Here is a 26,761-nt window from a genome sequence, read left to right on the forward strand (position 1 = left end):
TTTTTTATCTGGTATTTTTGAGCATTTCTTCCATAAGCCTTAATTCGTATTCTCCATCTTTATCAAGCCAAACATTTTCAAAATCCCAGTTCTTCGACGAATCAGAGATATTTGCTTTTCTTTCAAAATTCACACCATCGTCTGAAAAAACGGATATACAATTTCCAAAGAGTGCTTTATCGGAAATATAATTCACAAAATAATTGAATCGTTCTTTTTGGTTCTTAAAAATCACCTTTGAAAAAACGTTATTTACCTCTCCGCCATCACCTAACTTGTATCCTATGTTATTTATATTTTTTGTATACACGTTAGCGTGAAAATAAACATCCTCTATCTTTCCAAAATTCTCGTAAAACACCCCATTCACGTTGTTATAACTTCTTATTTCCCCGTTGAAGAAACTTTCAAAAATCCTTCCTAAGTTTGATTCTACAATACCGCAAACTGAATTAAAAGCAGTTAAAGAACCAATCATCCCTGTCTTATCGACAAAACCTGTCTTCGAATTCACATAAACAATCCCAGCAACACTATTTCCTTCCATTTGTCCATTAAAAATGCTCCTTGAAATAGTTCCATCATTTCTAAAAACCAAACCAGCGGCATTTGCAAAATTTCCATCGGTTTTGATTTTAAAGGAAGAAGAACTATTTTTAATCATACCACCAGATTTATTCCATGTGCATATCCCAGCGATATCAACGGAATAAAATCTTTCAAATGTAATTTCACCGTAGGTTTTGCAATTATCTATCGTTCCATCTTTTTCATTTTCCACACAAATTCCACTTATCAGATATAGTCTCTCATCCTCAAAAATTTCCGATGCAATCTTTCCTGAAAAAGTACAATTTTCTATCTTACCTTGATTTACAGTCGCGATTCCACCAACTTTAATTGCCAAAATTGTTACTGTATTCGGATAATAATATCTAACCTCCGAACTTGCCTTTGGAGGTTCTTTAAAAAACAACTCAGCTGAAACTTTACAATCTTTGATTTCTCCTTGATTAAAAATAGAGATACTTGAAGATTTTGCTCCAGGTACTATCACCAAGTTTTCAAAAGTTAGGTTCTTTATCTGACCAGTTGGCAATATCTTCTCAAAAATGGCTGAATTACCATCTTTATTCGGTGCGATTTTCAAATTCTTGATAACATGTCCATTTCCGTCAAGTATACCGCCGAAAACTTTTATTGGTTTAAGCTCAACTCCTGAAAAATCTAAATCATTCCCCAAAATAAAAAACTTTCCCTTTGTTTGTATCTTTGAAAGCGAATTAAATTGCTTCACTGTTTTAATGACAAATGGTGAATCTTGTGTGCCGTTACCTTCGGTGAAAAATAACCGTGGATAGTATGTAAGAAATAAAAATAAAACAGACAGCAATACCAAAATTAATAACAATGTTTTCCTCACAACCTATTCCCCCTTTGAATTTTATTTTCATAAATGCTCGTTGTAATTATACATAGTATATTATTTAATGTAAAAGCAACTAAAACAATAAAATTGTAAGAAATCATGAGAAAAGAAAAGAAAAGAAAAGAAAAGAAAACTCTAAGAAACGGAAGAGATTTATCAATATCTCTAATTTAAAGAATTTTCAACAAAACAGTTGTTTTGATAAAATCTTGATTGAAAATGCTTGTAGATAGTGTTAACTTGTAGTGATGAAAGAGTGTAAGTGTGAAAGAATGAGATTGATATTACCATTGTGCGTTTTCCAAAGATTCTTCACTACACAAAATCCTTGAATATATTTCGCTAAATTCTTCGTATTCTTCAGCCCTCGCTTGAGTCGGAAAAAGTCTTTCAACAATGAAAACTTGGATTCGCATTGATTGTTTTTACCGAGCGGTACCACTACGTGATTGATATTTCTGAACAACAGCTTTACTGCACTTTCATATGCACCAAGTCCATCAGTAATAAGTTCAATGTTTCTAGGTTTTGAATTACCAAAGAACTTCTCGAGCAATACTTTGACTTGTCCCATATCACGATACTTTGAGACATGCCAACAAAGAATTAAGTTAGTTTCGTGATCAACTAATAGCCAAACATAGTACTTTTGTTCTTTGAACACAAGAACAGTTTCATCAGCATGAACTGAGAAAACATTTTCGATGGTAAATGTTGGAAAAAGTACAGAGAATAAAGTACACAATTTAATAACCCATTTGTATATGGTGACATGAGATACTTTGATATTAAGAGAATGAGCAAGAGAGCGATAAGACATATTGTGTTTCATATACAAAACGAAAGCCTTTAAGACGAAAAAGATAGGGAAGCGGAAGTATTTAAATTTCTCAGGAATAAGGGTGACTGGTTCGGGGAGGTTAAAAGGTACTCTATCTTTGGTACGACAAGCTCTACAACGGAAGACAACGAAAGAGCGACGGACTTTGTAAATTTGCATAGATTTACCACAAGAAGTGCATTTGGGATAAGGGAAAGAGAAGTTTTTGCGTTTGTGAGAATGGGAGAGTTTGAAAGAATGATGGCAGAGTTTGCAAAGGAATTGTTGGTTACCGTATTTGTCATGACCGTTTTTGTATAAGCTGGTGGAACCGCATTTTGGACAAGAGAGCGTTGAGTTGTTCATATCGGGATACCTCCTTTGTCGAGAGTTGGTTGGGGGGTGTCCCCTCTTTATAAGGATAATGCGGTTTTTGGAAAGTTTCAATACTTTTAGTTAACATTATCTGCTTGTACAAGGGGGGATTTAGATGGATATTTCAAGAATAGACGGAAGTGGATATCTTCCAAGATGGGAAGATGAAATGAGAAGAGCTGTTGCTCAGAAAAAAGCAAGTAACACGATAAAAGAAACAGATTCCAGATGGGAAGATAATCCTGATCCAGCAGGATGGTATGGAACTTCAAACTATACAAAAACTCGACATGAATTCGCAGGTAATTATTATTCAGAGCTTGAACCACAAGACAGAACATACATAACGTTTGGAGGCTATAACGAAGGGATAATATCAACCCAAATTGTAGAACCAGACATTAGAAAAGTAGCTGGTGGTGGAGCACCGTGTGAATTTGATTACGATTGGACAAGGAAATATACCAAATAACAAAGATATCGATTTCAAAAATTTAAAAATAGTACTGTTTTATAGCAATTGCACGGAAAATATTTCTTTCAAAGAATATTGGCTTAAGGTCAAAACAAACGATACTTACAAACTATTTTTGAACAACCAAGAAATATGTTATAATATTTTCGGAGATGAAAAAATAGAACTTGGTAAGAAAGTATTTTTTAAGAAAACATTGAGCAAAGACACAATATTAACTCAAAATTTCAAAATTGATCTTTTGATTTTTGATTCTAACGGTAGACAAAGAACAACTTTTATGCCAGAAATTGATGAAAAATTTACACTTTTAGTCTCTGGAAAGTTTTTCAATAATAGAAATTCACAGTTAAGAGAGACACTCTCTATTGTTCTTAGTATAGACAAAAGAATAGTTTTTCTCTTTACTAAAGAATTAGAAAGAGAATTTCATTTTGAAAAGGATTTCTATTTATTCCCAATTCTTCAAAGATTTCGTGAGAAAGGTAACTTAATTCCCATAGAAATCAAGTGTATGACATTACTCTCGGGAATTTGTCTTTTAGATAAAAATATAAAAGTAGGGAGATTGATTTATAAAAAATGAAAATTAACACTCATAAATTAGTTTTTCTTATCAAGTTCATCTCTATAATTATCGTTAATGAAATTATTTTTGTTTTAACAAGTAGAATATTTGCAAATAACTTTTTCAGATTAATGGCTGATATAGTATTGAATCCAGCAGTTAGGTATGAATTAGCTATTGAAAATAACTCTATTATTTATAAGTTTATGATAAGTTCATTTCTAAAATTTCTTGTGCTAATATCAACTATAAGTTTTTTCTCAAAACTTCTTTTCAAAGACGAAGAAATTTTCACGTTAATCAAAAAGAATTTAAAACTCATTCTCTACCTCACTATAACGATACCTTTTGTCTTTTCAATCTTATTATTTTTAAACTTTCTCATTCCAGATACTACAAAAATCTTTGTAAAATCAAATATAAATTTTTTGCCAACTAATGTTCAAATTGCTTTTCTTTTTCGCTTTTTTATGGGCGCTCTTTATCAAGAATTTTTTTATCGATTTGTATTGTATAAAAATTCAAGAAAGTTTTTCGGAGTTTTTTCGTCATGTTTAGTTGTTAATTTGATATTTGTTGGTGTTCATTTCTCTTCGTTTAATGTGAATCAATTGTTTTTGAAAAGTTTCCTGAGAACAGCCTTTGAAATCCTTATAATAGGTACATTAGTTACTATAATCTTCGAAAGCACAAAAAGCCTTTATTTAGCAACATTAATTCACTTTTTACATAACTTTTTTGGGGCTTGGTATTCGCAAAGGTTTAATTTTCTGATACATTCCAACTTATTCAATTTTATTTCACTGCAAAGTTGGATAGAGTTTTTTATATTACTCACAATTATTCTAATTATAAAACCAATAAAAATAGTTTTCCCAGCTGAGAAAATACGAAAAAATATGACTCCTTGACTTAAAATTTCTATAAGTTCTTCCGCCTGATTTTTTCAAAAGCTTCCAACGCCCTTTTTCTTGTTTCTTCTATCGAAGCCATGGGTAACGGATAATCTTTTCCAAGTTCTAAACCTATCATTTTAAGTAAATACACTGGTGCATTCCATGGCTCATGTATGTATTCGTCTGGAAGTTTTGCAAGTTCTGGTACCCACTTTCTGATGTACATACCCTTCGGATCAAACTTTTTCGATTGTAAAACAGGATTGAATATCCTAAAATACGGTGCCGCATCAGCGCCACAGCCAGCTGTCCATTGCCAACCTTGAACGTTGTTAGCAATATCAGCATCCACAAGTGTATCCCAAAACCATTCTTCTCCAATTTTCCAATGTATCAGAAGATTTTTCGTCAACCAAGAAGCCACTATCATGCGCACTCTGTTGTGCATCCAACCTGTTTTCCATAACTGACGCATACCAGCATCGATTATCGGAATTCCAGTCAAACCCTTTGTCCATTTCACATAATCATCTGTCTTATCCCATCTCCAAGGAAAAGCATCGAATTCCTTTTTCAAATTGGCATTTACCATATCAGGATTGTGATAAAGAACATGGTAAGAAAACTCTCTCCAAGCCAATTCACGCAAGAAAGCCTCCGCACCTTCTGAAACTCCATTCTTTTTACTATTTACAACCGAATGCCAAATCTGTCTTGGCGAAATCAAACCACTTGCAAGATACGGAGACATCAAGGACGTACCATCTAAATCTGGTCTATCCCTGTTTTCTCCATAACCATCCAAAGCATGTGAGATAAACCAATTTAGACGTTTCTGTGCATCTTGCTCACTAACACTCCAGAAATTTTCCATCTCAGCGTACCACTTTATTTTCGGTAACAAGTTCAAATCTTCTAAACGCTCTAAATGAACATCGAACTCCACACCTTGCAAACGCTCTGGTACAGGTAACGGTGCTGACACAACAATTTCGTTTTGGAATTTCTTCCAGAATGGGGTAAAAACACCGTATGGCTTTCCATCGGCGGTAAAGAAACTATTTGGATTATGCAATAAAAAGCCGTCAAAACATTCGACGTTTATCCCAGAAGAAATCAACTCTTTCTTTATATTCTCATCCCTTGATTTAGCCAATGGATCAAAACGTTTATTCCAATAAACCGAATCGGCGTGTACCTCACTGATTAGACTTTTCAAAACAGATGAAGAATCTTTCCCTTTTCTGATAATCAATTTTACTCCTAAACTTTTCAAACTTTCGATCAGACTTAAAAGGGACTTATGTAACCACCATTTCTTTGCTCCACCTAATTCTCTTACATTATCACTTGCATAAATAAACACTGGAACAACTCTTCCCTGTTTAGATGCATAATATAGAGCGGATTATCAGAAACCCTCAAATCATTCTCAAACCAAACAATAATTGTCCTCATACAAAAACCTCCAAAGATTTCCATTGTATCTTATTAACTCCTATTTTACCATAAATTCTTACTCTCTCTTTTTTAGGAAGACTTCATTTTGTTTTGTGATATAATAAAATAAGAATATCGTCAGAAAATTGAGAAACAATTTTTTACGGATTCCAGATCAGCAGATTCCGATGAAAACACTCGCAACCCGACACTCGGAACTTGCGACTTTAAAAGAGGTGTTCCGATGAGACGATTCTGCACCACAGGACCGGTCGATAAAGAAACTTGCTATTACGTTGAACGACCAGTTGAAATGCAAAAAGCTCTTGAATACATCGAAAATTATCGATACTTCACCATCTCTGCTCCCAGACAAACTGGGAAAACTACGTTTTTAAACGATGTAAGAGACAAAATCAAAGACAAATACCTTTCTATTTTTCTTTCCTTTGAAACCTATTTTACCAACAACAAAAATGAATTTCTCAAAGTATTTGTTGATGATATAAAACGAAGCATAAAATGGGATTATGGAAAAGATGTAGATATAGCTGTACCAGAAAATATGGAAGGCATAAAGGGATTGTTTGAAAGATTGTATGAAATTGAAGAAAAAGAGATAGTACTGATGATAGATGAATTTGAGCTGATGAATAATTCGGAAGTAATGAACAGCTTTTTACATGTGATAAGGGGGATATATCACAGAAAAAAAGAAGTGAAATTAAGAAGCGTGATACTGATAAGTGTAGGGTATTTAAGCGGGGTACTCTCAGATAACGCAAGTCCGTTCAATATAGCGGAACACCTTTGGCTTCCGTATTTTACCAAAGAACAAGTGTACGATTTACTCTCCCAACACGAAAACGAAACAGGGCAAATGTTCGATGAGCAAGTCAAAGAATTAATCTGGCACAACGCAGCTGGACAACCAGGATTAACAAACGCTCTTGCATACGATTTAGTCGAAAACAAAGCTAAGAATGAGAAAATCATTACCAAACAACACTTTGATAAAACACTATACGATTTCCTCAAAGTGTACATAAATAGAAACATGGAAAACATCGTTGCAAAGGCAAAAAAAGAACAAGAGATAATGCTCCGTATATTGTTTGACCCAAATAAGGTGGAGTTTGATATAAGCGATGAGAGGATAAAGTTTTTATACTTACACGGAGTGATAGACAACTGCGAAGGAGTATGCTGTGTCAAAGTACCGTTGTATTACAAAAAGCTTTATTCTTACTTCAAACCAAAAATTAATGGTGAGCGAGATTACATGATAACGCTCAAAGACACGATAAAAACGTACATAACCCAAGATGGTGGGATAGATTTAAACAAATTACTTGAACGATACATCCGATACATTGAGCAACGAGGCGGGATAATGTTCAATGGAAGAAATTACTACGAAGGCGTTTACCAATACAACTTGGATCAATTCTTGAGTACGTACGTTGAGATAATCGGAGGGAAAGTGTACCCAGAAGCACAAATATGTGGAGGACGAGTCGATTTACTTGTGAACGTGAACAACAAAGAATACCTGATAGAAGTAAAATCGAATATATGGTACGACGAATATGAGAAAGGGAAAAGGCAGTTGTTGGAATACATAAAAAGAAGAGGATTAAACGAAGGATGGTATGTGATATTTGAGAAAGAAATAGAAGAGAGTAAGTATGAGAAAGAAGAAATAGAAGGCAGAGTATTGCATATCTGGTGGATAAAGACAGGATATGAAAAACCGTCGAGAATGTAAGAAGTTTCGAGTGGCGAGTTACGAGTTGCGAGAAAGTGATTATTTTTTGTTTTTTCACTCGCAACCCGCAACTCAGAACTTGGCACTTGTACCTAAAAAACAAACACTCCCTGAGTATTTTTCAGGGAGTGGTTTGTTCATTTATCCTAAACCTGGGCACTACCTACTCTCGCAAGCGGTCGCCCGCTTACTACCATCGGCCCGCGGTGGCTTAACGGCCAGGTTCGGAATGGAGCTGGGTGTTTCCCACCGCAGTATCGGCACCCAGGGTCATTCAAAAGTGCATAGGGTTAAGGTGAAGGATTCGGCCTATTAGTACCGGTTGGCTCCACACCTCTCGGTGCTCCCACCACCGGCCTATCTAGGTCCTCTTCTCGGACCGGCCTTGGAGGCCTCATCTTGGAGCGCGCTTCCCGCTTAGATGCTTTCAGCGGTTATCGCTCAGGAGCGTGGCTACCCAGCGTATGCCCTTGGCAGGACAGCTGGTACACCAGTGGCTCCCTCACCCTGGTCCTCTCGTACAAAGGGCGACCCTCCTCAAGCCTCCTACGCCCGCAGCAGATAGGGACCGACCTGTCTCACGACGGTCTGAACCCAGCTCACGTACCCCTTTAATAGGCGAACAGCCTAACCCTTGGGACCTGCTTCAGCCCCAGGATGGGATGAGCCGACATCGAGGTGCCGAGCCTAGCCGTCGATGTGAACTCTCGGGCTAGACTAGCCTGTTATCCCCGGGGTAACTTTTGTCCGTTGATCGACGACCCTTCCACTCAGTGTCGCCGGGTCACTAGGACCGGGTTTCCCCTCTGCTCGACCCGTCGGTCTCGCAGTCAGCCCGGCTTTTGCCCTTGCACTCTAACGGTGGATTTCCAACCCACCTGAGCCGAGCTTTGCGCGCCTCCGTTACCCTTTAGGAGGCGACCGCCCCAGTCAAACTGCCCACCTGGCACTGTCCCTCGCGTGCTCTCCACACGCGTAGGTTAGAACTCCGCTGCGACGAGGGTGGTATCCCACCGGCGGCTCCCCGGACCCTGGCGAGCCCGGTTCTCAGCCTCCCACCTATCCTGTACACGCCGCAGCAGAGCACAATACCAGGCTACAGTAAAGCTCCACGGGGTCTTTCCGTCTAGCTGCGGGTACTGGGCATCTTCACCCAGACTGAAATTTCACCGGGTCCCCTGCCGAGACAGTGCCCCAGTCGTTACGCCATTCATGCAGGTCGGAACTTACCCGACAAGGAATTTCGCTACCTTAGGACCGTTATAGTTACGGCCGCCGTTTACCGGGGCTTCGGTTCGGAGCTTGCACCCCTCCCCTTAACCTTCCGGCACCGGGCAGGCGTCAGTCCCTATACTTCCTCTCATCGAGTTCGCAGAGACCTGTGTTTTTGGTAAACAGTCGCCAGGGCCTTGTCACTGCGGCTACCTCGGCCTCCCCCAGTTTCCGCCTCGCGGCTTCCCCTGGGTTCAACCTACCGTAGCACCCCTTCTCCCGAAGTTACGGGGCCAATTTGCCGAGTTCCTTGGCAAGGGTTATCCCGCTCCCCTTAGCTTTCTCAGCCCGCCTACCTGTGTCGGTTTGCGGAACGGGCACCCACGTATCACTGCACGCGGCTTTTCTCGGCAGTGTGGCGTCAGCTCCGTTGAGCCCTCTCGGGCTCTCCCCTTCACGGCTCAGCTCAGGCTGCGGACTTACCTACAGCCCTCTTCGCCTAACCGCTTGGAGGGATTTGCCACTTATCCCCGGAGCTTAGCCTCCTGCGTCCCCGCCTACAGTATCGATACGCAGGTGGTACCGGAATATTAACCGGTTTCCCATCGGGTACCCCTTTCGGGTTTCCCTTAGGTCCCGACTCACCCTGGGCGGACGAACCTTCCCCAGGTACCCTTAGGCTTTCGGGGGGATGGATTCTCACCATCCTCTCGTATACTCATGCCTGGATTCTCACTTCCGCCTCGTCCAGTAGCCCTCTCGGGTCTACCTTCTCCCTACCGCGGAACGCTCCCCTACCAACCAGCTTCCGCTGGTTCCGTGGCTTCGGGGGGTGGCTTCAGCCCCGCACATTTTCGGCGCAGTGCGTCTCGACCGGTGAGCTGTTACGCACTCTTTAAATGATGGCTGCTTCTAAGCCAACATCCCGGTTGTCTGGGACGCACCACATCCTTCCTCTTCACACTTAGCCACCTCTCCGGGCCCTTAGCCGACGGTCTGGGTTGTTCCCCTCTCGTCCGTGGAGCTTATCCCCCACGGGCTCACTCCCGGCATTAGTGTGGTGGCATTCGCAGTTTGACAGGGTTCGCAGGTAACCCCACTAGCCCTATCAGTGCTCTACCTCCACCACAGAACTGCCGAGGCTGCACCTCAATGCATTTCGGGGAGAACCAGCTATCACCGGGTTCGGTTAGCTTTTCACTCCTACCCACAGGTCATCCGAGGATTTTTCACGATCCACCGGTTCGGACCTCCAGTGGGTTTTACCCCACCTTCATCCTGCCCATGGGTAGCTCACCCGGCTTCGGGTCTACCGCACCTGACTCGCGCCCTCTTCGGACTCGCTTTCGCTTCGGCTCCGCCTCTACCGGCTTAACCTCGCCAGGTACGGTAACTCCCAGGCTCATTAATCAAAAGGCACATCGTCACCCTCTCGGGCTCCGACTTCTTGTAGGCACGCAGTTTCAGGTCTCTTTCACTCCCCTTCCGGGGTGCTTTTCACCTTTCCCTCACGGTACTGGTTGCGCTATCGGTCGGCAGGTAGTATTTAGCCTTGGAGGGTGGTCCCCCCTGATTCACGCGGGATTCCTCGAGTCCCGCGCTACTCGGGATCACAGCCACTCCTACGCGTTGCGTTTCGCCTACGGGGCTGTCACCCTCTACGGCCAGCCTTCCCAGACTGTTCGGCTACACAACGCCTCAGAGCGGTCTCAGCCTAGCTGTGTCCCACGACCCCAGCCTCTCGGCTGGTTTAGGCTCCTCCCCTTTCGATCGCCTCTACTCAGGGAATCTCGTTTGATTTCTTTTCCTCCGGGTACTGAGATGTTTCACTTCCCCGGGTATCGCACCCTTTCGGGCGCACGGGGTTTCCCCCGTGCAGGTTGCCCCATTCGGGAATCCTGGGATCAACGCCCGCTTGCGGCTCCCCCAGGCTTTTCGCAGCTTGCCACGCCCTTCTTCGCCTCCTGCCGCCTAGGCATCCACTGCGTGCCCTTAGTACCTTCACCTTACCCTATGCACTTTTCAATGACCCTCTCCCCATTGGTGGAGACAAGGGGATTCGAACCCCTGACCCCCTGCTTGCAAAGCAGGTGCTCTCCCAGCTGAGCTATGTCCCCACCCATGGTGGGCTCGGGAGGAATCGAACCTCCGACCTCACGCTTATCAGGCGTGCGCTCTGACCATCTGAGCTACGAGCCCAGTCACTCAAATCCGAATAGCAGCCACCACCCTCTCCTTAGAAAGGAGGTGATCCAGGCGCACCTTCCGGTACACCTACCTTGTTACGACTTAGCCCCCCTCACCACGTTCACCCTCAACGGCGCCCCTAAGGGTCACCGTCTTCGGGTGCCCGCGACTCGGGTGGCTTGACGGGCGGTGTGTACAAGGCCCGGGAACGTATTCACCGCGGCATGGCTGATCCGCGATTACTAGCGATTCCGGCTTCATGTGGGCGGGTTTCAGCCCACAATCTGAACTGGGGGGTGGTTTCAGGGATTTGCTCAGCATCGCTGCCTCGCTTCCCGCTGTCCACCCCATTGTAGCGCGTGTGTCGCCCAGGACATAAGGGGCACGAGTATCTGACGTCATCCCCTCCTTCCTCCGATAATGTTAACTAAAAGTATTGAAACTTTCCAAAAACCGCATTATCCTTATAAAGAGGGGACACCCCCCAACCAACTCTCGACAAAGGAGGTATCCCGATATGAACAACTCAACGCTCTCTTGTCCAAAATGCGGTTCCACCAGCTTATACAAAAACGGTCATGACAAATACGGTAACCAACAATTCCTTTGCAAACTCTGCCATCATTCTTTCAAACTCTCCCATTCTCAAAAACGCAAAAACTTCCCTTTCCCTTATCCCAAATGCACTTCTTGTGGTAAATCTATGCAAATTTACAAAGTCCGTCGCTCTTTCGTTGTCTTCCGTTGTAGAGCTTGTCGTACCAAAGATAGAGTACCTTTTAACCTCCCCGAACCAGTCACCCTTATTCCTGAGAAATTTAAATATTTCCGCTTCCCTATCTTTTTCGTCTTAAAGGCTTTTGTTTTGTATATGAAACACAATATGTCTTATCGCTCTCTTGCTCATTCTCTTAATATCAAAGTATCTCATGTCACCATATACAAATGGGTTATTAAATTGTGTACTTTATTCTCTGTACTTTTTCCAACATTTACCATCGAAAATGTTTTCTCAGTTCATGCTGATGAAACTGTTCTTGTGTTCAAAGAACAAAAGTACTATGTTTGGCTATTAGTTGATCACGAAACTAACTTAATTCTTTGTTGGCATGTCTCAAAGTATCGTGATATGGGACAAGTCAAAGTATTGCTCGAGAAGTTCTTTGGTAATTCAAAACCTAGAAACATTGAACTTATTACTGATGGACTTGGTGCATATGAAAGTGCAGTAAAGCTGTTGTTCAGAAATATCAATCACGTAGTGGTACCGCTCGGTAAAAACAATCAATGTGAATCTAAGTTTTCATTGTTGAAAGACTTTTTCCGACTCAAGCGAGGGCTGAAGAATACGAAGAACTTAGCGAAATATATTCAAGGATTTTGTGTAGTGAAGAATCTTTGGAAAACGCACAATGGCAATATCAATCGCATTCTTTCACAATTACACTCTTTCATCACTACAAGTTAACACTATCCTTCCTCCGGCTCGTCGCCGGCAGTCCCCTTAGAGTGCCCGGCCGAACCGCTGGCAACTAAGGGCAGGGGTTGCGCTCGTTGCGGGACTTAACCCAACACCTCACGGCACGAGCTGACGACGACCGTGCACCACCTGTGCTGGCTCCCTACCCAAAGGTAGGGTCCCTCACCTTTCGGCTCGGTACCACCAGCATGTCAAGCCCTGGTAAGGTTCTTGGCTTAGCTTCCAATTAAACCACACGCTCCACCGCTTGTGCGGGCCCCCGTCAATTCCTTTGAGTTTCACCCTTGCGGGCGTACTCCCCAGGCGGCTCACTTATCGCGTTTGCTTCAGCACGGAGGCTTCCGCCCCCACACCTAGTGAGCATCGTTTACGGCTAGGACTACCCGGGTATCTAATCCGGTTCGCTCCCCTAGCTTTCGTGCCTCAGCGTCGGTTACGGCCCAGCAGACCGACTTCTCCACCGGCGTTCCTGCTGATATCTACGGATTTCACCCCTACACCAGCAGTTCCGTCTGCCTCTGCCGCACCCAAGCCACGTAGTTTCCAGCGCATTCCCACGGTTGAGCCGTGGAATTTTACGCCAGACACACGCGGCCGCCTACGCACCCTTTACGCCCAGTGATTCCGGGTAACGCTCGCCCCCTACGTATTACCGCGGCTGCTGGCACGTAGTTAGCCGGGGCTTATTCGTCGGGTACCATCAGTCCTTTTTCCCCGACAAAAGGAGTTTACACCCCGAAGGGCTTCGTCCTCCACGCGGCGTCGCTGGATCAGGCTTTCGCCCATTGTCCAATATCCCCCACTGCTGCCTCCCGTAGGAGTAGGGCCCGTGTCTCAGTGCCCTTGTGGCCGGCCATCCTCTCAGACCGGCTACCCGTCGTAGGCTTGGTAGGCCATTACCCTACCAACTACCTGATGGGACGCAGGCCGCTCCCCTGGCGCCTTTCGGCCTTTACTCTCACGAGTCTATGGCGGTTTACCCGCAGTTTCCCGCGGCTATCCGCCTCCAGGGGGCACGTTCCTACGCGTTACGCACCCGTCCGCCGCTATGCAGCCTTCGGCCGAAGCCTCCAGCTGCACCGCTCGACTTGCATGTGTTAGGCACGCCGCCAGCGTTCACCCTGAGCCAGGATCAAACCCTCCAAGCTAATCCTCTTCAGGTTTAATCCTGCTCTTGTTTTTTCGGTGGCTGCTATTCGTATTTCAATGACCGGACTCTTTCTTCCCTTCATCGAGTCGGCTCTCCGTCGCGCTTTGGTAATTTACCACACGCTTTCACTTTTGTCAAGACCCGAAATTCTTTCGCTTAATCTTCCTTAAGCGTTCTTAACGCGTTTCTTAATTTACCACACTTCTTTTGCTTTGTCAACTGGTCTTTTTTTGCTTTGTCTGCTTCGTCCTTTTTTCGGACGGCGATTGCCATTTTACTATGCCTTGTGTTAACTGTAAAGTCCATTACAGTAACGGATTTGCTCTAATCTATGTTACACTATTCAAACATCCTCCTATCCCTCAGGCGTTTTGAAATAGAGTAAAATGCTATAATTTGTGATATTATATAAGCGTTGAAAGTTACAGTGAAGGTGGTTGCCATGGTTTTGTTCAAATATGAAGAGGAATTTTACTATTTTGTAGGTATAGACCCTTCATGGACTGGGCGAAAGCCAACCGCAGTCGTTGTAGTAAAACTAAACAACCAGGTGAAAAAGTTCGAATTACAACGATACATCTACACAAAGAATATTAAGGAAATAGTGGAGACTATCTCATCTTTGGAAAAGCCATCGGTGATAGGTGTCGACGCACCTTTGGTTATAACAAACATGTATGGACACAGAGAGAACGAACTTGAGTTTCTTAGAAAATATCCTATCAAAATCCCACTATATCCTGTAAATAGCAGTTTGTACAAATCGTTTTTCCCAACAACGTTGTACAAGGAGTTAAACAAAATCGGTTTTAGTTTTGAAAACCACAATATTTTCGAAGTATATCCACACGCTACGTTAGGAGCTTTATTTTTTGGAAGATTGTTTAGCTATAAAAGGGGCAAAAAGGAGGAAAGGCTGACAAGACTGAAAGTCATAGAAGAAAAAGTTTCCCAATATGTTGATTTTCCGAATATTTCCTTTAAGTCACTCAAAGAAAGAGAAGACTGTGATGATGCTCTAATCTGTGCTTTGACGGTTTTTCTTCCAACAACTGAAAATTCTCTAGTATTTGGCAGTTCTTCAGATGGTTTGTTGCTTGTACCTTTCCCAAGATTTACTCAAGAGAACAGAGAGGAGTTAGACAATTCATGAAGGGAGCCTATATTTTTGTGCTTACACTTGATAGCTCTGTTGAGCTAAACTTGAGAAAAAATCGTTGGAAATTAAATCCCGGCACATATGCGTACATCGGCTCAGGTATGGGAAGTCTTGAGAAGAGAGTAGAAAGGCATTTCTCGGTGAATAAGCGTGTGCGATGGCATATAGACTATCTAACTTGCTATGGAAAACCTCTTTTTGCGATATTGATTCCTTCAAAAGAAAAGATAGAAGAAAAGATTTCTTTAGCTTTCCAATCATACTTCAGGTGTGTTGAAGGATTCGGTGCTTCGGATTTGAAAGTGAAGTCTAACCTTTATATTATAGACGACTTTCAAAAATTTTCGGAGGTTGTAAATTATTTCCTTGCTCAAGGGGATGAAAAGTCATGAATAACGAAATTTTTTGTGACTTTCGACGAATTCGGGTTTTAAAGCAAGTAGAAAGCCATTTTTCACAAATTAAAGGTCCCGTCGTTTATTGGATGCAAAGAGACCAAAGAGCTTTTGACAATTGGGCTTTGTTATACGCTCAGCAACTAGCTTTAAAAAACAACGTCGGATTGTTAGTGGTTTTCAACATCGTGCCCTCTTTTCTTAACGCTCCTTTTAGGCATTACGATTTCATGCTCCAAGGTCTATTCCAAACAAAGGTTTTTTTAGAAGAGTTAAACGTTCCTTTGGTTTTCACTTTTGGAGAACCGGTTAGAGAGATTAGCAAGTTGATAAAAGAGGTTAACGCCTGCGCTTTAGTAACGGATTTCAACCCACTGAAGATAGTAAAAAATTGGAAAGAAAACCTAATTCGAGTATTGAATATTCCAGTGTACGAAGTCGATGCCCACAATATTGTTCCTGCTTTCTTCGTTTCTCAAAAACAAGAGTACGGAGCTTACACGTTAAGACCTAAGATAAAAAAGTATTTGAAAGAATTTCTAACATCTTTCCCAGCTCCTAAGAAGATGCCAGTATCGAATTTGGAGTTTGAAAAATTATCTGTGTTCAATAACTTTGAGGAGATTTTGAAAAGGTTAGATGTAGACGGAGCTGTTGCACCTGTGAATTGGCTAAAACCTGGATTTACCGAGGGTATGAGACTGTTTGAGGAGTTCTCAAGAAAGAAACTGAAGTTGTACAAGGACCTTCGAAACGACCCTACAAAGGATGTAACATCGAATCTTTCTGCTTATCTACACTTTGGGCAGATTGCTCCACAACGTGTAGCTCTGGAAATAATACAATACGAACGTTATTATCCAGAAAGTGTTGCAGATTTTTTAGAAGAGCTCATAGTTCGCAGAGAACTCGCTGATAATTTTTGTTTGTACAACGAAAATTACGATTCGTTCGACGGGTTTCCTGAATGGGCAAAGAAGTCCTTGAACGCACATAGGAACGATAAACGTGAGTATATCTATTCACTTGAAGAATTTGAAAAAGCAAAAACCCATGATGATTTGTGGAATGCAGCGCAAATTGAGATGGTAAAGAAAGGGAAAATGCATGGGTATTTGAGAATGTACTGGGCAAAGAAGATACTTGAATGGACACGCTCGCCAGAAGATGCTTTGAAATTTGCAATATATCTCAACGATAAATACGAACTAGACGGTAGGGACCCTAATGGATACACAGGAATTGCCTGGGCAATCGGCGGTGTTCACGATAGACCATGGGCAGAAAGACCCATCTTTGGGATGGTTAGATATATGAGCTACGAAGGGTGCAAAAGAAAGTTTAGCATTGAAAAATACATACAATACGTTGAAAACATTAAAAATGCTTAGCTTAACAACTTCAAAAAGAAATTGACAAAAACCGGAACTAGTAAAGAAACGATGAAACCATGTCCAAAGGAAACCAAAGCTGTTTCTCTATCGCTATACATTGCAATAATCCCAAGGAGTGTGTCCATGGACGTCGCACCAGCAACCGATATTGTTCCATAGCGCGAGCGCTTTAGTGCAAATGGGGAGATAACTATGGCTATAAGTTCTCTCAAAACATTTGCAAAGAACGAGATACTACCTATATAGGCACTGTAACTATTCGAAATTAATATCGCCGAAAGACTATACCAACCAAATCCGGATGCTGCAAGGAGTGTTTCAAGTTTTTTGAGAGGAATGAAAAATGATAGTACAAATGCGAAAAGAAGCGTTCCTAAAATTGTTGACAAGATCACAAGAACTATATCTTTAAAGAATCTTTTTTCTATTTTCTCTTTGCTCAAATCTAAACCAACGAGTGCAACAAGAATATACAAAACTACTTCAACAGACCCGGCAGGAAGTTGAAAATGCGCTATCCTACCTATGAGTAACCCAACTAAAACAGAACCAATAAGAAATAATACTGCCATTTATTTTCCTCCCCCACGTCGGAAATTTTTTATCGCTTCTCGTCACTTTTTGGTTTTGTATTTCCAAATGTCTTTTCAAAGAGAAAGCCAAAGATGAAACTTCCCAAACTTCCAGCAAATGCTATCAAAAGCCCGTAAAGCAGTATTGTATCGATTTTTCCGAAAAGTTCATCGTTGCTTCCAATTTCTAAACCGAGTGAAAATAATAGTAGCATTGTCAATACAAGGATGACTTTGTATTTACCTATCCAGTCAGTTTTTACAAATCTTCCCAGGAAAAAACCACCAAAAAATACTATCAGTACCCACCATATCATTCTTGATTCACCTCAGTTTGAATACTTTTTACAAAACGGGAGGCAAGGAGCCTCCCATTTTTGTTTTTTGTTTTTTTGTAAAGCCGGAAATTTTATACTTTATGTTCTTTAATCCTCGAATTTAAATTACGGATGTACTCTGTAAAGTGTTCTTGCAAATGGTATAGCTTCCCTTATGTGTTCTAAGCCTGCTATCCAAGCTATTGTTCTTTCCACACCTAGTCCAAATCCACTGTGTGGGACCGAGCCGAATTTCCTCAAGTCAAGATACCAGTCGTACTTTTCGACTGGCAGATTATTCTCTTTGAGCCTCTCGACTAACAAATCGTAATCATGGATACGCTGGGATGCACCGATTATTTCTCCGTATCCTTCCGGAGCAAGCAAGTCATCGCAGAGAACGACTTCTGGGTTTTCTGGATCAGGTTGCATATAGAACGCTTTTGCCTGTCTTGGGTAGTGGGTCACAAACAAAGGACTGTCGAATTGTTTCGCCAAAACTGTTTCCTCATCTCCACCAAAGTCGTCTCCCCATTTGATATCGAAACCCTGTTTTTGGAGGAATTTAACAGCTTCTGTGTAGGTCATTCTCGGGAATGGCTTTTGAACCTTTTCAAGTTTGGATACATCTCTTCCAATTGCGACAAGGTCATCGTATGCGTTGTTGAGCACGTATTGGACAATGTAGTAAACCAAATCTTCTTGTAATCTTACGTTGTCTTCATGTTCGTAATATGCAACTTCTGCTTCGTTCATCCAGAATTCAATAAGGTGTCTCCTTGTTTTTGATTTCTCCGCCCTGAAGGTTGGACCAAGGTTGTAAACTTTACCAAAAGCCATACAAGCGGCTTCCAAGTAGAGTTGACCAGTTTGTGTAAGGTAAACTTTACCGTAGTCAAAGTAATCTACTTCAAATAAGTTACCTGCTGTTTCACCGATAGCACCTGTAAAGATAGGAGTGTCTATCTGTATAAAGTCTCTTTCCCAGTAGAATTTCCTTATTGCCTTGATTACAGCATCCCTTATTCTCATGATGTGGAACTGACGTTTTGCTCTGAGCCAGAGATGGCGATGCTCCATGAGGTAGTCAATACTGTGGTCTGGTTTTTGGATTGGGAAATCTTCCGTAGGAATTTGAACGGGAATAACTTCTGTGGCAAGGATTTCAACTCCACTTGGTGCTCTTTCATCTTTTTTTACTTTACCCCTAACTATAAGTGAGGATTCTAATCTGAGCTTGTCAGCCTTCTCAAAGTTCTCATCACCGACTGTACTTTTTTCTACAACAACTTGGACAAAACCTGTTCCATCACGAAATTCTATGAACATTATCTTTCCACTGGATCTTTTTCTTCTAACCCAACCTCGCAGTTCAACTTCTTTATCGATGTAATCCTTCAAATCCTTTATGTATACCCATTCCATCATCAAAACCTCCTTGTCACAATTCTTATTCGAAACATTACACTTATTTTAGATTATACCATACAAGCATATTTTTCAACACGGAATGTGTGGTATTATGATATAATTGACCAGGAAAACTGATATCATTTTGGGAGGATAATTGTATGAACTCGATAAAGCGCCTTAAAAAATTCTCAGTTCTTTTTATTCTCATTATTTCTCTAACGTTTCTATCAACAAACTTTGCCTTCCAGATGCGGGAGTTGTCTGAAGGAGAAATAGAAAAGATGTTTTCTGAACTGAAAAGATTGCAAGGATTACCGTATATTTGGGGCGGAGCAAGCAATTTCGGGCTGGATTGTAGTGGTTTGGTAATCTACCTACTTAGAATGCTTGGTCACACTCAATTTGTTTATCAAAAATCTCTTGTTTTTGATGTTACTGCAGACAACCTGTATAAATACAACACCAAACCCATTGCCGACCTTAAGAGCTTGAAGAAGGGAGACTTAATTTTTTTCGATATGAATGAAGATAATGTATATGATCACGTTGTTATTTTTGAAAAATTCGACCAATACGGTAACATATGGGTCTGGGATGCCGCAGAAATGCCAGATGGGATACACCAAAACAAAGTCGATAGACGTCCGTTATCGTCGCTTCAAGCTAGGAAATATGCCTTTGGCAGAATTGTTGTTTTGGACAAGTAAACTATGTTCTAAAAAGACGCAGGAGACAAATGTGATGAATAGGCTGTGGGAATTAATTACGAGCTTCTTCGATTTGTTAACGAGTGCTTTTAAAAAGGCAAAAAATCTCTTGAAAAGGTTTGGTAAGAAAAGTAGTCAAATTCTTACGCTTGCCGTTATTCACTACGACGGACGAGGACTGCAATCAGTTCTAAAGGAATTTTCGCAGGAAGTCAATACAGCGGATGTGCTCATAGCAAGAAACATAACGCAAGATGAATTGAAGTTGGTAAAAAAGCTTTTGAAGAGAAACGTTGTCTTTTTGGATAAAAATGGAACGTTGACTTTTAAACATGGCAGCACTGTTAGCTTTGTACCTGACTTTGATGTTCAAAAGTTGAGGACTCTTGAAAAACACGGAACGAAAGTTATCGTTACTGTAGATAAGAAAGTTGCGTGGATGATTAGTCAGATGTTCCCATTTTATTGCGTTGTACCTGGTGAGCCGTTCCAAGAAACTGTTATAACCGCACCTATCCCTCTCACAAGGAATTCCGACGGTTTTTATTTTTCAAAGGTAGCCTACCGAAACCAGGTCACGATAATTGACCTAAACATTGAAATTCTGAAAGACTTCAAAGTACATTGATAACTTCCGCAAAATAATTTTCTCTCCCGCCATTTTCCACCCAAAAATAGCTTTTTTTAACCGGTTTGTGTAAAATTTTTCATTATGCTTTTGTAATGGCTGGTATGTTCTTGTATGCATTACATTGTAACAATTACTTATTTCGCTAACATGGTGCTACAATTTTATAGACAGGCTCAAAAAAGGGGGGGACTGTATGGAAAAGGAAATTACATTAGAACTTGTCAGAGTAACCGAGGCTGCCGCGTTGATGGCAAGTAGATACCTCGGACGTGGTGACAAAGAAATGGTTGACAAAATGGCTTCTGATGCAATGCGTGGTATGTTAGACTACATCGAGATGAGAGGAACTGTTGTGCTTGGCGAAGGTGAAAAAGACAAAGCACCTATGCTTTACATTGGTGAGCAAGTTGGAAGGTGGGCAGAAGATGACCCAGAGCTCGATATCGCTGTTGACCCTGTTGATGGAACAAGGCTTGTTGCGTTTGGTTTACCTAATGCGATAAGTGTTATCGCAGCAACGGAAAGGGGAGGTATTGAATATCTCCCAACGTATTACTCATACAAACTCGCTGTTGGACCTGAGCTTGCTGGAAAGTTGGATATTAATGCCTCTATAAGGGAGAATTTAAGAGTTGCTGCGGCAATTTTAGGAATGGATATCTCAGAGCTCACATGCGTTGTTCTGAATAGAGACAGACACAGAGAGATAATAGATGAGATAAGAAGAGTCGGGGCAAGGATAAAGTTGATAAGTGATGGTGATATAGCGGCGGCAATTGCAACGGCGCTTCCAGAAAGTAATGTGAATATCTACATCGGAATAGGTGGATCGCCTGAAGCTTTGCTGGCTGCTGCTGCTTTGAAATCTCTTGGTGGAGAAATTCAAGTAAAACTTTGGCCTATCGATGAAGAAGAAAGAACAAGGCTCGTAGAACAAGGATATGACTTAGAAAAAGTTTACAAAACAGATGACCTTATTAAATCCGACAATGTTATATTCGCAGCTACCGGAGTTACAGACGGAGATATGCTCAGAGGCGTTAGGTTCTACAAAAACACAGCAATCACTGAGTCGATAGTAATGAGGTCAAGAACAAGGACAATAAGACGAATTATCGCACAGCACAACCTGAACTACAAAACAATACCTCTCAAGAGTAGTGGCGAGGTAAGGTATATAAATAGTATCAAACGATAATTTTTTGGTGTTGTAAATAAAAGGGCTACCTTTTGGTAGCCCTTTGTTTTTCAGAAAGTAGATCACAATCTAAAGATGTTCTCGCCCGGTTTTACAATCTTTCTCTCACCTTTAATTTTGAGCTCAACTTCTGACGGCGAAGTAATTTGTATGCTGTCTTTTTTTATAAGAACATCTAAAGGTATACCGCGATAGTTAATTTTGAAGTTTACACTTTGCCATTTTTCTGGAAGCCATGGTGAAAAGTTTAATAGCTTATCGCTTTCTAGAGTCATTCCACCGAAACCATAGACGACACATTGCCATGCTCCTCCGGCACTCGCCGCATGGAATCCATTGTTTGTGTTCCCCTGGTTGTCCTCTAAATCAACTAACAATGTTTTCATAAAGTATTTGTAGGCATTGTGAGTGTCGCCTACCTTCAATCCCATGATTGAATACATAGAAGGGCTTAAAGAAGATTTGTGCATTGTTCTTTTCTCATAGTACTCATAGTTTACTTTCATTTCCTCTTCCGTGAATTCCTCAGGCAAAACAAGCAGCAGCATTACAACATCCGGTTGTTTTATCAGCTTTGTTTCACCCAATTTGGTCAAATCTAGACCTTTTGGCCATTTTGGAAGTCCGTTTTCATCCCATTCAGTGATTTCGTACTCCTTTAAACCGAAGTAACCTTCAAATTGTTCTATCAGTTTCTCTCCTTCTTTTCTTGGAATGTAGACTTTTTCAGCTAAGGTCTTCCAGCTACGTACCTCTTTTTCAGTAATTCCCAATATAGTTTTTAACTTCTCAAGTTTTATGGGATCCTTTTCTGAAAGCCATTCGTAATATTCTACAGCTTTCTCCAAGTTCCACTTGGCAAGGTAATTTGTGTAGACGTTGTTATCAACGTGTTCATGAAATTCATCCGGTCCGATTACCCTGCGTATCTCGTATCTATCCTTAATTTCATTGTATTCAAGTCTTGACGCCCAAAAGCGTCCGGTTTCAAGAAGCACTTCAACACCGTAATCTACCATGAATTGGTCATCACCAGTGACAGAGTGATAATGAACCAAAGCAACTGCGATGTCAGCGTTAATATGGAATTCTTCATCACCCGTCCAGATTCTCACAGGATTGCCAAGGTAATCTTCGCCCCACTTCGGAGTGACCTCCAGACCATCATCTGCCGATTCCCAAGGGAACTGAGCACCTTTGTAGCCATTCATTTGTGCGTTCTTTCTTGCACCATCAAGGGTGTTATACCTATAAAGAAGAAGATTTTTAGCGTATTCTGGAAGAGTGTATAAAAAGAACGGGAACATGAAAATCTCTGTGTCCCAAAATACATGACCCTTATATCCCTCACCATGTAACCCTCTTGCTCCTATGCTTACACGTTGGTCATCTGGAGCACAAGCATAAAGATGGAAAAGATTGAACCTGATTCCTTGTTGAGCAAGTTCGTCACCATCAATGAGTATATCCATCCTTTTCCAAACAGACTCCATATGCTCAGTGTGTGCCTTAAGTTCTGACTCAAAACCAGTTCTGATAAAATTGTTCAGTTCGTTCTCCACTTTTTCTCTAACAAAATCAACAACATCCTTGTCTTTGAGTTTTTCTGATTCTAAATCTCTTGATGTGTATACCACTCCGTATTTCTCTATAACAACTTGTTGCCCCTCGGTTAAAAAGATTGTATATCCTTCTTGCGGTATGTCTCCAATTTGCCTGAATTTACGATACCTCAGAACATTCTCCCCCTTATGGTCCTTAGCTAAAATGGCATTTGCCAAGACTATAATATGCCCTTTGTCGTGAGTTTTTACCGACGCGCTGACTCCGGGTTTTAAGTCTTCAACCCTAAGAACTCTGTAGTGCTGTATTTTGTTGTGAGGATCAAGGTAACCGTTGTAAGTTGTTGTGTCGATGCAATTTTCAACAACAATCTTTCCTGAAAAATTCACAGGTGTGATTGTGTATTGTATCCCAAAACGATGGATGTTTGGTCGGCTTACAAATCGTCTAGACTCTATTCTTATAATCTTCCCTTCGACGTTGAATTCATAGAGTGAATTAAGAATGCCTTGTTTCATATCTAGATACCGGTAGTACTTGGTAAGAGGCAAGTAATCAAGATTAAGTTCTTTGTTATCTAAGTAAATTTTGAATCCAAGAGGGTCGGGCAGATTTACAAGTTCTGTGACTTGAGCCAAATACTTGTCAAATATGCCTGCTACGTAAGAGCCTTTCATTGTAAGATTTGAAAATTCTTCCCGTCCTCGCAAGCTTAGATAACCGTTCGCCAATGTGAATATGGTCTCGTACACAAGATTTTCTACAGGATGATACTCTTTACGCTCAACAACCCACACGACTTCTCCCTCCACACAACAGATTAGTTTAGTTTTTTAGAATTCTATAAGCTCCAAAGTCTGGCCTTGAAAAGATTGTATGACTTTATCCGCATCTTTTAAAATCATTGGATCCCCAACACCTATGACCTTCATACCGGCGGATTTTGCTGCCTGAATGCCTGCAACAGCGTCCTCAAAGACACAGCATTCCTCGGGTCTAACATCCATTTCTTCAGCTGCTTTCAAAAAGATCTCAGGGTCAGGTTTAGCTTTTGAAATTTTTGTTCCATCAATTATTGCATCAAAAAAGTCTTTAAGGCCTATTCGTTCGAGTATAGTAATTGTATTTTTGCTTGCAGAACCTATTGCTATTTTTATTCCTGCGTTTTTAAGAAGACCTAAAAATTCCATGACACCAGGTAGGATTTCTTCTCTGGTTATTTGGTTTATGTATTCAACATACCATTTATTTTTCTTCTCAGCTAATTGCAACTTTGTATTTTCGTCTTCGATTCTTACACCACCAATTGAAAGGAGAATTTCCAAAGATTCCATACGACTAACTCCTTTTAAGCGCTCGTTGTCTTTTTCTGTAAATTCGAACCCAAGCTCATTTGCCAATCTTTTCCAAGCAAGATAATGGTACTTTGCTGTATCAACGATAACTCCATCAAGGTCAAAGATACAAGCCTTTGGCTTCATCAACAATCCTCCCTTTTATAACTATTCATTTTAACCTTTTACTGCCACCGCCTTTCCCGTTTCGATAAAGTAGCGCTGGAAAGCCAAGAATATGATAAGCATCGGTATTGTCATGAAGATAGATGCTGCCATCATGTACTGCCAATAAGTATAGTAGGAGGTTTTGAAGAAGTTAAGTCCCAAGGTTAGTGTGTACATCTCCTTGTTACTCATAATTATCAATGGCCATTGAAAGTCATTCCAAGCTCCTAAGAAAGTGTATATAGCAAGTGCACTGAGAGCTGGAAGAGCATTTGGGAGAACTATTTTAAAGTATGTCCTTAATATACCCGAACCATCTATTCGCGCAGCCTCTTCAAGCTCCTTTGGAAAATTCAAAAAGAACTGACGCATCAAAAACAAACCAAACACATTTGTTAGTTTTGGTAAAAACAGACCAGTATATGTGTTAACTAAGCCGTACTTAACGAGAAGATTGTATTGAGGTATCAATGTTACTTGACCTGGTACCATCATTGTTGCCAGAAACATTGTGAACCAAAAGTTTTTCAGCGGGAAGTTTAGTCTCGCAAAAGCGTAGCCACCCAGTGAATTTAAGATAATATTTCCAACTGTTAGCAAACCGGCGTAAATAATTGTATTCATAAGCCACCTTTTATACAGAGGTACAACTTCAAAAATCAGTTTGTAATTTTGAAATGTGAGAGGAGCTCCAAACGCTGACGGTTTTGGAAATAAGCGTATCCTTGGCGGCCAATCAAATATATTTATCCCTTTCTCGACTCCCCGAGCATCCGTGTAGGTTATGGGCGTGAGGGAAACTAACAGCGCCCAGGTAAAAGGAAAAAGTGTGGCAATTGCGTAGCTTATTAAGATGATGTACGATATAATCACGGAAGTTTTTGAAACGCTTCTTACAGAACCTTTCATTTATTTTCACCACCTAATTGTCAGTACTCTTCCTTTATTATCTTTCTCTGAACCAATGACAACACAAGAATTACACCAAAGAGAACTACGGCAAGAGCTGAAGCGTAACCCATTTTTCCGTATTCGAAAGCGTTTTTGTATATGTAGAAAGATATCGTAATATTCCTTAGGTTTCTGATAAGGAAGTAAATTTGATCAAAAACTTGCATACAACCTATTGTTCCCATGATTGAAACAAAAACTATCTGTGGCCTAAGCAAAGGTAAAGTTATCTTCCAGAAGATTTGCCAGCCGTTTGCCCCATCTATCCTTGCTGCTTCATAGATACTTGATGGAATATCTTGAAGACCTGCTAGGAATGTGACCATAAAATAACCAGCTGTCGACCATATATTCATAGCCATTATTGCGAAAAGTGCGATTCTTGGTTCGTTTAGATAATCTACAGGTTGAAATCCGAACCTACCAAAAAGAGCAATAAGTATCTTATTCAAGACCCCGGGTTTTGAGTAAATAAGCCAAAATATCATCGAAAGTGCTGCGGAAGAAGTTATCGCTGGCAAGAAAAAAACTGATTTAAAAAAGTTAACTCCTTTTATCTTGGAATTTGCCGCTACTGCCAAGATTATAGCCAAAAGTGTCTGAATAGGCACAACAATGACTGAATAAAGCAAGGCATTCCAGAATGATGTGTAAAAATACATATCCTTGAACATGTCTTTGAAGTTTTTTAATCCTACGAATCTTGGAATATATTTTGTAAACCTGTCGCCGTGTTTATTCATGTATCTTTTCATGAAATCTGCAATTTTAATTTCGTTAGGCAACTTTCCCTCCCTGTAGTCATTCAATAGATTTAACGAGTCAAAGTATTCCTTTATAAGTTCTTTCTCCTCCTCACTAAGTTTTACGCCAACGTCCAACTCGACAAAATTCACCGGATCGAAGTATTCTAACATTTCATCTATGGTATAGTTTTTCGCTTCTTCCCTCAAAATTCCAGTGTGAATTTCCAAAGCATCATAAGGATTAATTACGTAGGTGTATTTCCGAGCTTCCAGAGGTTGATAATCTGTAAGGCTATAGTAAAATGCAGCAATTATCGGATAAATAGTGAAGACTAAAACTGTTAATATTATTGGTGTTGCAAAAAGGTAACCCACCATCGCCTCTTTTGTTTTGTACTTCATAGCTCAGTCCT

At 41.1% G+C, this 26,761-nt stretch carries 20 protein-coding genes, 2 tRNA genes, 2 rRNA genes, 1 pseudogene and 4 other annotated features; of the genes and pseudogenes, 11 read left to right on the forward strand and 14 right to left on the reverse strand.

Annotated features, from left to right (window positions below; all coding sequences use genetic code 11):
* Nucleotides 1-4: 4 nt before the first annotated feature.
* Together FERPE_RS07715 and FERPE_RS10635 are read right to left on the reverse strand one after the other, a co-directional pair.
* Complete coding sequence (locus FERPE_RS07715) at nt 5-1,423, reverse strand: M26 family metallopeptidase (protein WP_014452072.1); 1,419 nt, start codon at nt 1,421-1,423, stop codon at nt 5-7.
* Nucleotides 1,424-1,664: 241 nt separating this feature from the next.
* Nucleotides 1,665-2,615 (reverse strand): DDE-type integrase/transposase/recombinase, encoded by a 951-nt coding sequence (locus FERPE_RS10635; protein ID WP_014452073.1) that lies wholly within the window; start codon nt 2,613-2,615, stop codon nt 1,665-1,667.
* A 124-nt stretch (nt 2,616-2,739) separates the two neighbouring features.
* Between FERPE_RS10635 and FERPE_RS07725 the strand changes: the two genes are divergently transcribed.
* The 3 genes from FERPE_RS07725 (at nt 2,740) to FERPE_RS10845 (ending at nt 4,578) form a co-directional block, all read left to right on the forward strand.
* Nucleotides 2,740-3,096 carry a hypothetical protein gene (locus FERPE_RS07725; RefSeq protein ID WP_014452074.1) on the forward strand — a complete coding sequence of 119 codons (357 nt, stop codon included), beginning with the start codon at nt 2,740-2,742 and terminating at the stop codon, nt 3,094-3,096.
* Nucleotides 3,056-3,685, forward strand: coding sequence for a hypothetical protein (locus tag FERPE_RS07730; protein WP_014452075.1), 630 nt, complete (start codon nt 3,056-3,058; stop codon nt 3,683-3,685). The genes FERPE_RS07725 and FERPE_RS07730 overlap by 41 nt, the downstream gene beginning before the upstream one ends.
* A gap of 188 nt (nt 3,686-3,873) precedes the next feature.
* Nucleotides 3,874-4,578 carry a CPBP family intramembrane glutamic endopeptidase gene (locus FERPE_RS10845; protein ID WP_372590688.1) on the forward strand — a complete coding sequence of 235 codons (705 nt, stop codon included), beginning with the start codon at nt 3,874-3,876 and terminating at the stop codon, nt 4,576-4,578.
* A gap of 10 nt (nt 4,579-4,588) precedes the next feature.
* On the opposite strand, the gene FERPE_RS07740 is transcribed toward FERPE_RS10845, so the two are convergent.
* Entirely contained in the window at nt 4,589-5,929 is a 1,341-nt protein-coding gene (locus tag FERPE_RS07740; RefSeq protein WP_014452077.1) for a cryptochrome/photolyase family protein, read from the reverse strand.
* A gap of 318 nt (nt 5,930-6,247) precedes the next feature.
* Between FERPE_RS07740 and FERPE_RS07745 the strand changes: the two genes are divergently transcribed.
* Nucleotides 6,248-7,771: an AAA-like domain-containing protein gene (locus FERPE_RS07745; protein WP_014452079.1), complete on the forward strand. Its 1,524-nt coding sequence runs from the start codon at nt 6,248-6,250 to the stop codon at nt 7,769-7,771.
* Nucleotides 7,772-7,922: 151 nt separating this feature from the next.
* On the opposite strand, the gene rrf is transcribed toward FERPE_RS07745, so the two are convergent.
* From rrf to FERPE_RS07765, 4 genes are all read right to left on the reverse strand, one after another.
* A 5S ribosomal RNA gene (gene rrf, locus FERPE_RS07750) occupies nt 7,923-8,039 on the reverse strand.
* A gap of 24 nt (nt 8,040-8,063) precedes the next feature.
* A 23S ribosomal RNA gene (locus FERPE_RS07755) occupies nt 8,064-10,989 on the reverse strand.
* Nucleotides 10,990-11,024: 35 nt separating this feature from the next.
* Nucleotides 11,025-11,100 (reverse strand) — tRNA-Ala (locus FERPE_RS07760).
* A 5-nt stretch (nt 11,101-11,105) separates the two neighbouring features.
* A tRNA-Ile gene (locus FERPE_RS07765) sits at nt 11,106-11,182 on the reverse strand.
* A 54-nt stretch (nt 11,183-11,236) separates the two neighbouring features.
* Nucleotides 11,237-11,362: a sequence feature (16S ribosomal RNA rRNA prediction is too short), on the reverse strand.
* A gap of 63 nt (nt 11,363-11,425) precedes the next feature.
* Nucleotides 11,426-11,522 (reverse strand) — a sequence feature (16S ribosomal RNA rRNA prediction is too short).
* A gap of 165 nt (nt 11,523-11,687) precedes the next feature.
* On the opposite strand from FERPE_RS07765, the pseudogene FERPE_RS10850 reads away from it, so the two are divergent.
* From FERPE_RS10850 to FERPE_RS07790, 4 genes and pseudogenes are all read left to right on the forward strand, one after another.
* Nucleotides 11,688-12,569 (forward strand): annotated as a pseudogene (locus FERPE_RS10850) (DDE-type integrase/transposase/recombinase); the annotation flags it as partial.
* Between the two features lie 42 nt (nt 12,570-12,611).
* Nucleotides 12,612-12,881 (reverse strand) — a sequence feature (16S ribosomal RNA rRNA prediction is too short).
* A 71-nt stretch (nt 12,882-12,952) separates the two neighbouring features.
* Nucleotides 12,953-13,790, reverse strand: a sequence feature (16S ribosomal RNA rRNA prediction is too short).
* Between the two features lie 452 nt (nt 13,791-14,242).
* Complete coding sequence (locus FERPE_RS07780; protein ID WP_014452081.1) at nt 14,243-14,953, forward strand: DUF429 domain-containing protein; 711 nt, start codon at nt 14,243-14,245, stop codon at nt 14,951-14,953.
* Nucleotides 14,950-15,351, forward strand: coding sequence for a GIY-YIG nuclease family protein (locus FERPE_RS07785; protein WP_014452082.1), 402 nt, complete (start codon nt 14,950-14,952; stop codon nt 15,349-15,351). The genes FERPE_RS07780 and FERPE_RS07785 overlap by 4 nt, the downstream gene beginning before the upstream one ends.
* Nucleotides 15,348-16,745, forward strand: a complete 1,398-nt coding sequence (locus FERPE_RS07790) for a deoxyribodipyrimidine photo-lyase (RefSeq protein WP_014452083.1) — start codon at nt 15,348-15,350, stop codon at nt 16,743-16,745. The genes FERPE_RS07785 and FERPE_RS07790 overlap by 4 nt, the downstream gene beginning before the upstream one ends.
* On the opposite strand, the gene FERPE_RS07795 is transcribed toward FERPE_RS07790, so the two are convergent.
* The 3 genes from FERPE_RS07795 to asnS form a co-directional block, all read right to left on the reverse strand.
* On the reverse strand, nt 16,742-17,320 hold the full coding sequence (locus FERPE_RS07795) for a LysO family transporter (RefSeq protein ID WP_014452084.1): 579 nt from the start codon (nt 17,318-17,320) through the stop codon (nt 16,742-16,744). The two genes, FERPE_RS07790 and FERPE_RS07795, sit on opposite strands and share 4 nt — an antisense overlap.
* Before the next feature lie 29 nt (nt 17,321-17,349).
* The gene (locus FERPE_RS07800) at nt 17,350-17,637 is read right to left on the reverse strand and encodes a LysO family transporter (protein WP_014452085.1); all 288 of its coding nucleotides are present in this window, start codon (nt 17,635-17,637) and stop codon (nt 17,350-17,352) included.
* A gap of 126 nt (nt 17,638-17,763) precedes the next feature.
* Nucleotides 17,764-19,062 carry an asparagine--tRNA ligase gene (asnS, locus tag FERPE_RS07805; RefSeq protein WP_041262874.1) on the reverse strand — a complete coding sequence of 433 codons (1,299 nt, stop codon included), beginning with the start codon at nt 19,060-19,062 and terminating at the stop codon, nt 17,764-17,766.
* Nucleotides 19,063-19,208: 146 nt separating this feature from the next.
* Between asnS and FERPE_RS07810 the strand changes: the two genes are divergently transcribed.
* The 3 genes from FERPE_RS07810 to glpX all read left to right on the forward strand — a co-directional run bounded on the left by FERPE_RS07810 (nt 19,209) and on the right by glpX (nt 21,586).
* The gene (locus FERPE_RS07810) at nt 19,209-19,757 is read left to right on the forward strand and encodes an NlpC/P60 family protein (RefSeq protein ID WP_014452087.1); all 549 of its coding nucleotides are present in this window, start codon (nt 19,209-19,211) and stop codon (nt 19,755-19,757) included.
* A gap of 34 nt (nt 19,758-19,791) precedes the next feature.
* Nucleotides 19,792-20,385, forward strand: coding sequence for a hypothetical protein (locus tag FERPE_RS07815; RefSeq protein WP_014452088.1), 594 nt, complete (start codon nt 19,792-19,794; stop codon nt 20,383-20,385).
* Nucleotides 20,386-20,581: 196 nt separating this feature from the next.
* On the forward strand, nt 20,582-21,586 hold the full coding sequence (gene glpX / locus FERPE_RS07820; protein ID WP_014452089.1) for a class II fructose-bisphosphatase: 1,005 nt from the start codon (nt 20,582-20,584) through the stop codon (nt 21,584-21,586).
* A gap of 62 nt (nt 21,587-21,648) precedes the next feature.
* On the opposite strand, the gene FERPE_RS07825 is transcribed toward glpX, so the two are convergent.
* Genes FERPE_RS07825 through FERPE_RS07840 form a run of 4 tightly spaced genes read right to left on the reverse strand, consistent with a single transcriptional unit; the run spans nt 21,649 to nt 26,750 of the window.
* Nucleotides 21,649-23,946, reverse strand: a complete 2,298-nt coding sequence (locus FERPE_RS07825; protein WP_155804139.1) for a glycoside hydrolase family 65 protein — start codon at nt 23,944-23,946, stop codon at nt 21,649-21,651.
* Between the two features lie 36 nt (nt 23,947-23,982).
* The gene (gene pgmB / locus FERPE_RS07830; protein ID WP_014452091.1) at nt 23,983-24,630 is read right to left on the reverse strand and encodes a beta-phosphoglucomutase; all 648 of its coding nucleotides are present in this window, start codon (nt 24,628-24,630) and stop codon (nt 23,983-23,985) included.
* Between the two features lie 30 nt (nt 24,631-24,660).
* The gene (locus FERPE_RS07835) at nt 24,661-25,560 is read right to left on the reverse strand and encodes a carbohydrate ABC transporter permease (RefSeq protein ID WP_014452092.1); all 900 of its coding nucleotides are present in this window, start codon (nt 25,558-25,560) and stop codon (nt 24,661-24,663) included.
* A gap of 20 nt (nt 25,561-25,580) precedes the next feature.
* Entirely contained in the window at nt 25,581-26,750 is a 1,170-nt protein-coding gene (locus FERPE_RS07840; RefSeq protein ID WP_014452093.1) for a carbohydrate ABC transporter permease, read from the reverse strand.
* Between the last annotated feature and the right edge of the window lie 11 nt (nt 26,751-26,761).

This window comes from Fervidobacterium pennivorans DSM 9078 (assembly GCF_000235405.2).
Classification (GTDB): domain Bacteria; phylum Thermotogota; class Thermotogae; order Thermotogales; family Fervidobacteriaceae; genus Fervidobacterium; species Fervidobacterium pennivorans.